At 58.9% G+C, this 12578-nt stretch carries 14 protein-coding genes; 1 reads left to right on the top strand and 13 read right to left on the bottom strand.

The window, feature by feature from the left end; translation table 11 throughout:
• Nucleotides 1–6 precede the first annotated feature (6 nt).
• From RMV17_RS09020 to RMV17_RS08985, 8 genes are all read right to left on the bottom strand, one after another.
• Nucleotides 7–1416, bottom strand: a complete 1410-nt coding sequence (locus tag RMV17_RS09020; RefSeq protein WP_007914061.1) for a circularly permuted type 2 ATP-grasp protein — start codon at nt 1414–1416, stop codon at nt 7–9.
• A gap of 542 nt (nt 1417–1958) precedes the next feature.
• Nucleotides 1959–2306 (bottom strand): ribonuclease E inhibitor RraB, encoded by a 348-nt coding sequence (locus tag RMV17_RS09015; protein ID WP_007914059.1) that lies wholly within the window; start codon nt 2304–2306, stop codon nt 1959–1961.
• Nucleotides 2307–2515: 209 nt separating this feature from the next.
• Nucleotides 2516–2749 (bottom strand): hypothetical protein, encoded by a 234-nt coding sequence (locus RMV17_RS09010; RefSeq protein ID WP_007914057.1) that lies wholly within the window; start codon nt 2747–2749, stop codon nt 2516–2518.
• A gap of 246 nt (nt 2750–2995) precedes the next feature.
• Entirely contained in the window at nt 2996–3871 is an 876-nt protein-coding gene (speE, locus tag RMV17_RS09005) for a polyamine aminopropyltransferase (RefSeq protein ID WP_311886298.1), read from the bottom strand.
• Nucleotides 3872–4108: 237 nt separating this feature from the next.
• Nucleotides 4109–4300, bottom strand: coding sequence for a PLDc N-terminal domain-containing protein (locus RMV17_RS09000; protein ID WP_007914053.1), 192 nt, complete (start codon nt 4298–4300; stop codon nt 4109–4111).
• A 77-nt stretch (nt 4301–4377) separates the two neighbouring features.
• Nucleotides 4378–4908, bottom strand: coding sequence for a hypothetical protein (locus RMV17_RS08995; RefSeq protein ID WP_077571791.1), 531 nt, complete (start codon nt 4906–4908; stop codon nt 4378–4380).
• Nucleotides 4909–4994: 86 nt separating this feature from the next.
• Complete coding sequence (locus RMV17_RS08990) at nt 4995–5513, bottom strand: ankyrin repeat domain-containing protein (RefSeq protein WP_108226877.1); 519 nt, start codon at nt 5511–5513, stop codon at nt 4995–4997.
• 97 nt (nt 5514–5610) lie between these two features.
• The gene (locus RMV17_RS08985; protein ID WP_311886297.1) at nt 5611–7449 is read right to left on the bottom strand and encodes a long-chain-acyl-CoA synthetase; all 1839 of its coding nucleotides are present in this window, start codon (nt 7447–7449) and stop codon (nt 5611–5613) included.
• Between the two features lie 390 nt (nt 7450–7839).
• On the opposite strand from RMV17_RS08985, the gene RMV17_RS08980 reads away from it, so the two are divergent.
• Nucleotides 7840–8118: a DUF3509 domain-containing protein gene (locus tag RMV17_RS08980; protein WP_008080936.1), complete on the top strand. Its 279-nt coding sequence runs from the start codon at nt 7840–7842 to the stop codon at nt 8116–8118.
• Between the two features lie 191 nt (nt 8119–8309).
• On the opposite strand, the gene mtnC is transcribed toward RMV17_RS08980, so the two are convergent.
• The 5 genes from mtnC to aroC form a co-directional block, all read right to left on the bottom strand.
• Nucleotides 8310–8993: an acireductone synthase gene (gene mtnC, locus RMV17_RS08975; protein ID WP_311886296.1), complete on the bottom strand. Its 684-nt coding sequence runs from the start codon at nt 8991–8993 to the stop codon at nt 8310–8312.
• A gap of 4 nt (nt 8994–8997) precedes the next feature.
• The gene (locus RMV17_RS08970; protein ID WP_311886295.1) at nt 8998–9543 is read right to left on the bottom strand and encodes an acireductone dioxygenase; all 546 of its coding nucleotides are present in this window, start codon (nt 9541–9543) and stop codon (nt 8998–9000) included.
• Between the two features lie 94 nt (nt 9544–9637).
• Nucleotides 9638–10264 (bottom strand): methylthioribulose 1-phosphate dehydratase, encoded by a 627-nt coding sequence (locus RMV17_RS08965; protein ID WP_108226880.1) that lies wholly within the window; start codon nt 10262–10264, stop codon nt 9638–9640.
• Entirely contained in the window at nt 10261–11406 is a 1146-nt protein-coding gene (locus RMV17_RS08960; RefSeq protein WP_311886294.1) for an MFS transporter, read from the bottom strand. Before RMV17_RS08960 ends, RMV17_RS08965 begins: the two co-directional genes overlap by 4 nt.
• Before the next feature lie 31 nt (nt 11407–11437).
• Entirely contained in the window at nt 11438–12529 is a 1092-nt protein-coding gene (aroC, locus tag RMV17_RS08955) for a chorismate synthase (RefSeq protein ID WP_008080929.1), read from the bottom strand.
• Nucleotides 12530–12578: the final 49 nt, after the last annotated feature.

Genomic DNA, 12578 nt, shown 5'->3' with positions numbered 1-12578 from the left:
CTTCCTTCAATCCTCGACCACCCAGGTGTCCTTGGTTCCGCCACCCTGAGAGGAATTCACCACCAGGGAGCCTTCACGCAATGCGACGCGGGTCAAACCGCCGGGCACCACGCGGGTTTCGCGCCCGGACAAGACAAACGGACGCAAGTCGATATGGCGCGGCGCGATGCCGTTTTCGACAAAGGTCGGACAGGTCGACAGCGACAATGTGGGTTGCGCGATGTATGCGTGGGGCTTGGCTTTGATCCGCTCGCGGAAGGCATCGATTTCCGCTTTCGTCGATGCCGGCCCCACCAACATGCCGTAACCGCCGGAACCCTGGGTTTCCTTGACCACCAGATCCGGAAGATTGGCCAGCACATGGGAAAGTTCAGACGGGTTGCGGCATTGCCAGGTCGGCACGTTCTTCAGGATCGGCTCTTCGTCGAGGTAGAAACGGATCATGTCGGTGACAAACGGATACACCGATTTGTCGTCCGCCACGCCGGTGCCGATGGCATTGGCCAACACGACGTTGCCCGAGCGATAAGACGAGAGCAGCCCCGGCACACCGAGCATCGAGTCGGGGTTGAACGCCAGCGGATCGAGGAACGCGTCGTCGAGGCGGCGGTAAATCACGTCCACCGCTTTCGGGCCGTCGGTGGTGCGCATGAACACCTTGTCGTCACGCACGAACAGATCTGCGCCTTCGACCAGTTCCACGCCCATTTCCCGCGCCAGAAACGCGTGTTCGAAGAATGCACTGTTGAAGCGACCCGGCGTCAGCACCACCACACTCGGGTCGTCGATCGGACTTGAGCTTTTCAGGGTATCGAGCAACAGGTTCGGGTAGTGATCGATCGGCGCAATGCGCTGGGCGGCGAACAGCTCCGGGAACAGGCGCATCATCATCTTGCGGTCTTCGAGCATGTAGCTCACGCCGCTCGGTGTGCGCAGGTTGTCTTCGAGCACGTAATAGGTGCCGTCGCCATCGCGCACCAGATCGACGCCGGAGATGTGCGAATAGATATCGCGGTGCAGATCCAGGCCCTGCATCGCCAACTGATATTGCTCGTTGGCCAATACCTGTTCAGCTGGAATGATTCCGGCCTTGATAATGCGCTGCTCGTGATAGAGGTCGGCGAGGAACATGTTCAGCGCCTTGACCCGCTGAATACAGCCGCGCTCGACGATCCGCCATTCACTGGCGGGAATACTGCGCGGGATGGTGTCGAAAGGAATCAGGCGCTCGGTGCCCTGCTCGTCCCCATAGAGCGTGAAGGTGATGCCGGCGCGATGGAACAGCAAGTCAGCCTCGCGTCGCCGTTGGGCCAGCAGTTCGTCAGGCGTGTCGGCCAGCCAGCGGGCGAACTCCCGATAATGCGGGCGAACCTGGCCGCCGGCATCGTACATCTCATCAAAATAGGTGCGGATCATGCCGTACTCCTTGTCACCCGGACATACAGGCCTTCGCAAGGCCCGTGCCATCGGCATAAACGCTTTGATTTCAATCGGTTGGAAATACACGCCGCAGGCACCGCACCATTCCTGTGCGGCAAATGCCCCAACCGGATTGCCCCCGCTTCATTGCGACGCACTGCATCGCCTATCACCAGCATAGTCAGAGTTGATTTCACTGCCCGGCGCTGCTTGCGGATAATCCGCGCATTCGCTGCAAAACTTCCCCGCGCACAGCGCCGCGAAGTCGCCAGCTCAACTGACCTGGACTGCCCTCGCAGCCCGCCCCGCTGTAACCCTGACCGGTTTCCTCTCCTTATCGGTCTTCCCTTTTAGCCACCCTCTCCGGTGGCTTTTTTTTGCCTTTTGGAAATGTTTTGAAAGCAAAAGCAAAAGATCGCAGCCTTCGGCAGCTCCTACATGAATCTGTGTAGGAGCTGCCGAAGGCTGCGATCTTTTGATCTTTAAAAATGGCAACGGCCAACCCAGAGGTCAGCCGTTGGTAATCAAATAACCTGAGATCAGTTCAAACGGTGGCGATTGCGCACCTCCTGCTTCACGCCCCAGCCTTCGATAATACCGCCCAGAGGTTCAACCACGGCAGAGAATCCCTGCTCGAAGTCACCGATATCGTCATATGTCGCGTACATCACTTTGCTTAATTCCAGCGCCCACGCACCGTCATCACGCACGCTGACCTGGGCATTGATGGATTCACCGCGAAATTTGCCTGCCGCCCTGCGCGCCCGCTCCTCGTCCGGGAAAATCGCGTAGAACTCGATGGGATGGAACCGGGAAAAATCGAAACCGCCTTCTTTCATGCGGCGCAGAACATTGCTGCTGATGTCTTCTTGATAGGCTGTGCTCATGAATCGTCCCCCTCGCATAGATGGATAGACTTTCCGTATTCCCGCCCCGGGCCTTAGGCCAAAGTACGACGGCAACGTGGTTGCACGCGGGAACAAGCATGTAGCTGACAAGACCAGACCTTAGCGATCCGTTCGCTGATCTCGCTTGCAGAGTAGCCCCAAGATAGAGCTGCTGCCAAGGCCTGGTTGCTTCGGATGAAGGAAGATTTTCAGATTGGAGTGATGCTGCGGATTTCGATGCTGTTCTGGGTTTTCAGGCTTTTCACCCCGGCATCGGCGGTACGCCCTTCCAGATCATTCAGGTCCAGTTCGGCGGCGACGGGCAGAAGCCGTGCCTTGATCAATCGAGCGGCCTCATCATCGCTGGGGCATTCCGCGCGCTCGAACACCTCATCGACAATTTCACCATGATCGTCCACGAAAGTGACTTTCCACTTTTGCATCGGTGCCTCCTCGATCAAACCCGCAAATGGGCTTACACCTATCTCGACTGTGTACGCCGAAAGTTGGTTCAAAAGGATTACAGCGGGCGCAGATGAAAAAAACGACATCTATGGTAGGAGTTGCCGAAGGCTGCGATCTTTTGGGACGCAGAGCATCCCCGGCTACATTCCCACGCAGAGCGTGGGAACGATCAACAGTCCGATTTCGCTAGCAGGCTCGCTCCCACAGGGATATTGCAGTGTTCTTTAGTCGTTGCTTGGCTTGTTGATCGCCTGCAGCACGTACTGCGGCAAGGCGAACGCGCCAATGTGGATTTCCGGGTTGTAGTAACGGGTGACGATGCCGCTGCCGATGAAGCGCTGTTGCAGGATTTCACGGCTCAGCTTGCGGTAGGCCGGGTTGGTCGAGCCCCAGGCGAAGGTCATCGAACCGCCGATGTAGGTCGGCACTGCCGCTTGATAGAAGTGCCAGTCCGGGAACAGGCTGTTCAGACGCCCGGCGGTGGTTTTCACTTCGTCGATCTGCATGAACGGCGTGCCGTTCTGGGTCACCAGAATGCCGCCTTCGTTCAGGCAGCGATGGCAGGCCTGATAGAAGTTCTCCGAGAACAACACTTCGCCCGGGCCGATCGGGTCAGTGGAGTCGGAGATGATCACGTCGAATTTTTCCGTGGTGGTGGCGACGAAACGCATGCCATCGTCGATCACCAGGTTCAGACGCGGATCGTCGTAGGCGCCGCTGGAGTGGTTCGGCAGGAACTCTTTACACATGTCGACCACGGTGCCGTCGATCTCGACCATGGTGATGTGCTCGACGCCGGCGTGCTTAGTCACTTCGCGCAGCATGCCGCCGTCACCACCGCCGATGATCAGCACGCGCTTGGCGCTGCCGTGAGCGAGGATCGGCACGTGAGTGAGCATTTCGTGGTAGATGAATTCGTCGGCTTCGGTGGTCTGGATCACGCCGTCCAGCGCCATTACACGACCCATGCGCGGGTTCTGGAAAATCACCAGGTGCTGGTGTTCGGTGCGCACTTCGTGCAGCAGTTTTTCCATGCGAAAACGCTGGCCGTAGCCTTCGTAGAGGGTTTCCAGGTACTCGCTGGTTTTGGTGACGGTCATGGTCAAGTGCTCCGATGAATGCGCGGGCGCCAATCGTGGGGACGATTGCCCGGGAAAGGCGCGCATTCTACGTTGCCGAAGATGACAGGTCGAACCTCACTTCATCGACAACCCGCAATCCCTGTGGGAGCTGGCTTGCCAGCGATAGGGTCAACTCGGTTTGTCAGTGACACCGCAGTGATCCTATCGCTGGCAAGCCAGCTCCCACAGGTTTTGGGTCGCTCACGAAGTTTGCGGCTAGATTCTGACGTTGCCGCGCGGTCCGGCAATCGCCCAGATGATCAGGCCCAGCACCGGCAGGAGGATGATCAGCAGCACCCAGACGATTTTCATCCCGGTGGTGGCACCGCTTTTCAGCACATTGATGATGGCCCAGATGTCGAGGGCAAGGATGATCAGGCCAATCAGACCGTTGAACGTGGAACCCATGGTGTCGCTCCAGAATAGTGGCATGCACTTTTAGGATAGACGGTCGCGCGCAGGGTTCCCTTTTATTGCAATTGCGCTCAGACGTGAACGGCGATCTTCAGGGCTTCGAGCGATGGCGCGGCGGCGATGCCGACTTCGGCGCACAGTTCCAGCACCCGAGGCACGTCGTTGCCGAAGACCAACACCATTTGCAATTCGTCGTCGAGCAGTTGGCTGAAGTTCATCAGCGTGTAGCCGCCGTTTTCCTTGTTCATGCTGCTCATCTGCACCTGTATGCGATTGAGCGCAGTCAGGGCTTCGGTCTTGGCCAGTTGCTTGGGTTTGAGGTTGAAATCAACGCCCGGGCCAAAAGAGGCAACGATCTGCGCGAACAGGTCGACGTAAGTGTCAGCCTGGAACAGCACGGTTTCCGGCAGGCTGCCGACCACGACCCACTCGCCCAGCGGGATCGGGAAGGTATCGTCGTAGTTGATGTCGGGGTTGGCTGCCAGAAAAGCATCGGCATCGGCGTAGGCCTGTGCCGCTTCGTCGGCGACTTTCAGGATCTCGTCCTCGCCCATGCAGCCGGAGCTGATTTTGCTGATGAGTTCGACGAGTGCGGCTTTCATGAGGGCGGATCCTGTGGCGAAGGTGAATTTCGAGGGCGCGAAGGATAGCGCATTCTCCCCTTCGCCACAGTCCATCAGAAGGGATTTCAGCCCGACAGCTTTTCCAGCTGCGCAGTGGTATCAACCGCGCCCATCGTCCGTGCAGCGTCCAGCGCCGTCACGCCATTGGCGTCCTTGGCTTGCGCGTTGGCACCCTTGCTGATCAGGTAGTCGACGATTTCAACACGGTTGAACATCGCTGCCATCATCAGCGCCGTACGCCCATCAAACGACGAGCCTTCGATCTCGGCGCCCGCCTCGACCAGCGCCTTGACCACCGCCAGATCGCCCTTGAACGCAGCACCGGCAATCGGGCTCTGGCCGTTGCCATTGCGCATTTCCGGATCGGCCTTGTGTTTGAGCAGTACGTTCACCGCATCGACATGGCCGTAGTAGCTGGCCAGCATCAGCAGCGTGTCACCCTTGCTGTTTTTCAGGTTGACCGGCAAACCGGCGGTGACCAGGCGATCAAGCATCTCGGCATCACCGTCGCGCGCCTTGTTGAAAACCTGCTCGGTGAATTCGGCAGCTTCTTCAGGGGTCATCTGGCGGCTTTGGTCGGACATGGGGCAACTCCACTTTCGGTCAATCGGAAAGCCGACAGTTTCCAGAGCGAGACGCTGGCTGTCACCCCCTTTTTCTCAAGTCGCGCCATAGCCAGATTCAATAACGATGCTTGCCCTGATGAATTTCCGCGAACACTTCGTCGGTGACCCGCACGTAAGTCTGCGTGCCAGGCAGCCAGGCGTAAATCGGGTCATCGCTGGTCTGGCCGGGGTCGAAGCCTTCATTCTTCAGTCGGGTTTTCTGGTATTTGAAGGTGCCTGTAGTTTCCATTTTGACCTTCACTCGCAGGAACAACGGCACGGCATAGGCTGGCATGCGCTCCCGGGCAAAGCTCAGCAACTCGGCGAAATCCAGCGTCGCGAGGGATTCCGCCGGGGTAATCGCCGCCATGCCGGCGCGGCCGTTGGTATTGCGGATCTCCACGCCATAAGCCACCGCCTCGGAGATGTGCGGATGTTGCAGTAAAAGGTTTTCGACCTCAGTGGTCGAGACGTTTTCGCCCTTCCAGCGATAGGTGTCGCCGAGGCGATCAACAAATTGTGCGTGGCCAAAACCGATATCGCGCAGCAGGTCGCCGGTGTTGAAAAAGCGATCGCCTTTGCTAAATACGTCGTGCAGTACGACCTTGGCGGTTTTCTGCGGATCGGTGTAGCCGTCCAGCGGCGCCTTCTCGTCGATCCGCGCCAGCAGCAAGCCCTGCTCGCCTTTGCCGACCTTGCGCATGAAACCGTCAGGGCTGCGGACCGGTTCACCGCTGTCATGGTCGTAGGCCACCAATTCCCAGGCCATCAGGGAAAAACCAATGGTGTTGTCGAAGTTGAGAATGTTGGTAAAACCGATATTGCCGTCGCTCGCCGCATACAGTTCACAGATGTGCTCGACAGCGAAACGGGTCTTGAATTCGGCCCAGGCGCCCGGGCGCAAACCGTTGCCGATCATCTTGCGCACATCGTGGCGGCTGTCGTCGGCGCAGGCCGGTTGATCGACCAGATAACGGCACAGTTCGCCGACGTAACCGATGGTCGTCGCGCGATAGCGGCGCACGTCATTCCAGAACTGACTGGCGCTGAACTTGCGGCGGATCGCGAAGCCCGAGGCGCCGTTGACTGCCGAGCCCCAGCACACACACAAACCTGTGGCGTGGTACAGCGGCAAAGTGCAATAAACGACATCGTCGGCGCTCATGTTCAGGGCGATCATGCCGAAACTGGCGGAGCTGCGCATCCAGCGCCCGTGCTTGAACACTCCAGCCTTGGGCAGGCCGGTGGTGCCTGAGGTGTAAATGTAGAAACACGGATCGTCGAAAAAGATCTGCTGGCTGCTCGGCGGATTTTCGCTGTAGGCGTCGGCACTGGCGCTGATCAGATTGACGTAACCTTCGGGCGCGATGCCCGGATGGCTATAGGTGTCCTGATCGGCGACAAACCAGGTGCGCGGCGCGGTAATCGTCACTTGATCACGAATCGCTGCAAAAGCGGGAAGCAGTTCTTCACCCACGACAATCGCCACCGGCGCCACCAGATTCACGCTGTGGATCAGCGTGTCGCGAGTCTGTGAGGTATTGAGCAGCGCGCTGACCGCACCGACCTTGGCCAGCGCCAGAATGGTCACTAGCAATTCCGGGCGGTTTTCGATAAACACCGCGACCACGTCGCCCTTGCCGATGCCCTGCCCGTTCAGATAGTGAGCGATGCGGTTGGCCCACTGGTTGACCTGCGCATAGGTCAGCCGCACATCGCCCTGCAATAACGCCGGCCCTTCGGGGTTGCGCAGCGTCGCTTGCTCGAACGTCCAGCCAAGGCCACAGCTTTGGGTCGGATCCGTGACATTGGCCACCTTCATGCCCTTGACCACCCGTGGGATGGCTTTGGCAATCATCGGCAGTTTGCGGAGCATCATGCCCCAGGTAATCGTGTCGCTTGGCGCGTGACTCATGGAAGCTCCCCGTTCGACCTTGACGTGCAGGTCGATGTTTTTATTTTTCGGGCTTTGGCTTGAAGCAACCGACGCGTGCGAGCGTGGGTCGAGATCGAAAATACGTCAGCGCTTCTCACGGTGTACACGCGGTTTTTGCAATGTTTTGTATCCGCGGATCGACCGGCGGCTGCGGTGATCACCGGGTTGGCGATTGGTTCCGTGGATTGGACAACGATCCCGCAAAATGCAGGATGCACGATGGCCATTCATGCAGTTTGCACGACGCCTGAAATTTTCTAAATTTATAAGTTATTGATTTTAAAGGGATTTATTATTTTCAAATGCTGGCACAATCGCTGCAACCTCCTCTGCATGCTTGCCATTCAAGTGCATACGGAGCTGAAAGACATGAGCCTGATCCAAGAAAAATTTACCTCCCTGTTCTCCAACTTCGACGTCACCACTGCGCCACGTCCCGATGGCGGGATCCTGCTGACTCTGCGTAGCAGCGACGGCAAAGTGTTTAAACGCGCACTGACTTATCAACAACTGCATGCCGGCGACCAACTGTCGTGGGCGATCAGTGCCATTCGCCGCGACCTGGCTGAACAAGCCAGTGAACTGCCGCAAATTGCCATGCTGCAGAGCCAGCAGCGTTTTGCCCTGCCGACTTATCACTCGCTGTAACGCTTAAACCGCTTTAAACAAAACAGGCCGTGGAGCTCTCGCTTCACGGCCTGTTTTTTTTGTGCGCGATCTTTACTGCGATCGCTAACTTTTTGTAGGAGCTGCGGAACGCTGCGATCTTTTGATCTTGTTTTTGAAGATCAGGATCAAAAGATCGCAGCGTTCCGCAGCTCCTACAGGGATTGTGTGGATCAGAAAGCTTCGGGTTCTATTCCGGTGAAGGTGTCGACGGTGATGTGGCTGCCCAGCTCGCCGCCTTCGCGGGCCAGGCCGCAGGTTTGCAGACCGGCTGCTTGCGCGGCGTCGAGTTCCTCGACGATGTCTGAGAGGAATAGAATTTCCTCGGGCGCGACGCCAATGGCTTGCTGAATATTGGTGTACGACTGCGCCTCACGCTTAGGCCCCGAAGTCGTGTCGAAATAGCCGCTGAACAGTGGCGTCAGATCCCCCGCCTCCGAGCAGCCGAAAATCAGTTTCTGCGCCTGAATCGACCCCGACGAGTACACAAACAGTTGATAACCGGCCGCATGCCAGCGTCGCAGCGCTTCAACGGCGTCCGGATAAACATGCCCCTTCAACTGTCCGGCGTGATAACCCTGGGCCCAGACCATGCCTTGCAAGGCCTTGAGTGGCGTGGCTTTGCGATCTTCCTCGATCCAGCTCAAGAGAATTTCAACAACCCGTTCAACATCCGCCTGCGGTGCATTGCTGTCACGGCGTACGGCGTCGAGTTGCTCAGCAACATCGGCGCGTTCGGCGTTCTGCCGAACGAAATCCGGCAAATGTTTGGCCGCGTAGGGAAACAGCACGTCAAACACAAAACTGACCGCGCTGGTGGTGCCTTCGATGTCAGTGACAATGGCTTTGATCGACATCGAATCAGTCCTCCAGTCGCGGGAAACGACCAGCGATGTCTTCGCCGGTGAAGTTGGCAACCCAGCCTTCAGGGTTGTTGAACAGGCGGATCGCCACGAAGTGCGGGTGCTCGCCCATGTCGAACCAGTGCTTGGTGCCGGCCGGCACCGAGATCAGATCGTTCTTCTCGCACAGTACGGCGTAGACGTAATCGTCGATGTGCAGAGTAAACAGGCCACGGCCAGCAACGAAAAAGCGTACTTCGTCTTCGGCATGGCGGTGTTCTTCAAGGAACTTGGCGCGCAGTTCGGCTTTTTGCGGGTGATCGCTGTTCAGACTGATGACGTCGACGGTGATATAACCGCGCTCGGTCATCAGTTTGTCGATCTGTTCTTTATAAGCGCTGATCACTTCTTCCTGCGTGGCGCCGGGCTGGATCTTTGCGGCGGCTTGCCAGCGGTCGAAGCGCACGCCCTGCTCGGCCAGGGTCGAGGCGATGTCTTCAAAGTGGGTCAGCACTTTGTTAGGAATCTCGGGGCTTGAGACGTGATAGACGGACAGGCTGCTCATTGGGGCAATTCCTCGGTATCGGCCTTGCCGTCCGGTTCTTGCAGACCGGTCGGGCACAGCATTTCATCAGGCAAATGGGCTACTTCCGGTGAAGTCAGCCTTGGCGGTTCATGACGCTGCGGGTTTTCAACTCGCATTCAAACAGAAATTCAAAGGCCTCGATTTGTCGCAGCGCGTCGTTCATCTGCGCGCCCCAGGTGTAGAGGCCGTGGCCGCGAATCAGATAACCGACGCAATCGGGATGGGCGTCGAGCCAAGGCTGCACCTTGGCGGCGAGGCGCGCAATGTCCTGATCGTTGTCGAAAATCGGCACGCGCACCGGCGATTCGTGGGTCGAGATGCCGCTGAAGGCCTTTTGCAATTCGTAGTCTTCGAACTCGATAAAGTCTTCAGGGGTCAGGCGCGACAGCACCGTGGCATTCACCGAATGGGTGTGCAGCACTGCGCCGATCTCCGGCCGCCAGCTATAAAGCTGAGTGTGCAGCAGGGTTTCGGCGGACGGCTTTTTGCCCGGCTCCAGGCTGTTGCCGGAAAGATCGGTGGCGAGCACATCGTCCAGGCCCAACTGGCCCTTGTGCTTGCCGGACACGGTCAGCAGCGCTTCGCTCGGCGACAGGCGCGTCGAGTAATTGCTGCTGGTGGCCGGCGACCAGCCGCGACCATAAAGAAAGCGCCCGGCGTCGACGATTTGCTGGGCGAGTTGTTCACGCGTAAGGCTCATGGCCTGTCCTCTTGCATACGTGTGGCAATGATAACGGCAGCAGCGAGCGCCGCGAGACTGGCAATACTAAAGGTCAATGTCGCGCCGAGGGCATTCCAGCTGTAACCGGAATACAACGCGCCAAGCGCACCGCCGGTGCCGGCCAGTGCGGCGTACAACGCCTGGCCCTGCCCTTGCTGGCGGGCGCCGAAGCTACGTTGCACGAAGGCGATGGCAGCGGCGTGAAAACTGCCGAAGGTCGCCGCGTGCAGAATCTGCGCGAACAACAGCACCCAGAGAAACTCGGCGAACGAACCTAGCAGCAACCAGCGCAGCGCCGCCAGCAGAAAACTCGCCATCAGCACCCGGCGCAGGGAAAACCGCGCGAGAATCCGGCTCATTGCCATAAACATCAGCACTTCGGCGACGACTCCCACGGCCCAGAGCATACCGATCGTGCCGCGTGTGTAGCCGAGCCGTTCAAGGTGCAGGGTCAGAAAGGTGTAATACGGGCCGTGGCTCATCTGCATCAACGCCACGCAACCGTAAAACGCCAGCACGCCGGGATTGCGCAGCTGTTTGAGAAAGCCCTCGCCGTTCGGCCGATTGCCTTGCGGCGGTTGCGCATTCGGCACCCACAGACTGCTGAGCACGATGCCGGCCATGATCAACACCAGCGCTGCCGGGTAGATATCAAGGCTCAGCCATTCGAACAATCGGCCGAGCACCACCACGGTGATGATGAAACCGATCGAACCCCACAGCCGGATCTGGCTGTAACGCGAGGTCTGCCCCTGCAAATGCGCCAGCGTAATCACTTCGAATTGCGGCAGCACCGCGTGCCAGAAGAATGCGTGCAGAGCCATGACCATCGCCAGCCAGGCGTAGGTCTTGCTGACGAAAATCAACGAGAAGGTCAGCAGTGTGCACACGGCGCCAAAACGCACGATGGCCAGGCGTTTGCCGGTGTAATCGCCGAGCCAGCCCCAGATGTTCGGCGCCACACAGCGCATCAGCATCGGGATCGCAACCAGCTCACCAATCCGCGCCGGACTGAAGCCGAGGTGGTCGAAGTACAGCGCCAGAAACGGCGCTGTCGAACCGAGCAAGGCGAAATAGAACAGATAGAAACTGGACAGCCGCCAGTAAGGGAGCGCCGCCACGGTTATGCCGCGACGGCTTTAGAGCCCGCCATCAAAGCTGACCCAGCACCGGCGTGCTCACGCGCACATCGGCGTTCTGGCCACGGTGACGCAGCAAGTGATCCATCAGCACGATGGCCATCATCGCTTCGGCAATTGGCGTGGCGCGGATGCCGACGCACGGGTCGTGACGGCCCTTGGTGATCACATCGACCGGGTTGCCGTGGATATCGATCGAACGACCCGGGGTGGTGATGCTCGACGTCGGTTTCAACGCCAGGTGCGCAACGATCGGCTGACCGGAAGAAATACCACCGAGAATGCCGCCGGCATTATTGCTGAGGAAACCTTGCGGGGTCATTTCATCGCGGTGCTCAGTGCCGCGCTGGGCGACCGAGGCGAAACCGGCGCCGATTTCCACGCCTTTGACCGCGTTGATGCTCATCAGCGCATGAGCCAGCTCAGCGTCGAGGCGGTCGAAAATCGGCTCGCCCAGGCCCGGCATCACACCTTCGGCGACAACGGTGATCTTGGCGCCGACCGAGTCTTGGTCGCGGCGCAACTGGTCCATATAGGCTTCCAGCTCCGGGACTTTGTCCGGATCCGGGCTGAAGAAGGCATTCTCTTCCACCGAATCCCAGGTCTTGAACGGGATTTCGATCGGGCCGAGCTGGCTCATGTAGCCACGGATGACGATGCCTTGGCTGGCCAGGTATTTCTTGGCAATCGCACCGGCCGCCACGCGCATCGCGGTTTCGCGGGCCGAGCTGCGGCCACCGCCACGGTAGTCGCGCTCGCCGTATTTGTGGTGGTAGGTGTAGTCGGCGTGGGCCGGGCGGAACAGATCCTTGATCGCCGAGTAGTCCTTGGACTTCTGGTCAGTGTTGCGGATCAGCAGGCCGATCGAGCAACCGGTGGTGCGCCCTTCGAACACGCCAGAGAGGATTTCGACTTCGTCGGCTTCCTGACGCTGGGTGGTGTGGCGGCTGGTGCCGGGCTTGCGGCGATCGAGGTCGCGCTGCAGGTCTTCGAGGGAGATCTCCAGGCCCGGCGGGCAGCCGTCGACAATGGCGACCAACGCCGGACCATGGCTTTCGCCAGCGGTGGTGACAGTGAACAACTTGCCGTAGGTATTGCCGGACATGCAGGACGCTCCGTGAAATCAAACCCAAATTCGTGATGCGCGCCAGTAT

Origin of the sequence: Pseudomonas sp. VD-NE ins, assembly GCF_031882575.1 — a bacterium.
GTDB lineage: Bacteria > Pseudomonadota > Gammaproteobacteria > Pseudomonadales > Pseudomonadaceae > Aquipseudomonas > Aquipseudomonas fluorescens_BZ.
This window is presented reverse-complemented; position numbering and strand designations above follow the sequence as displayed.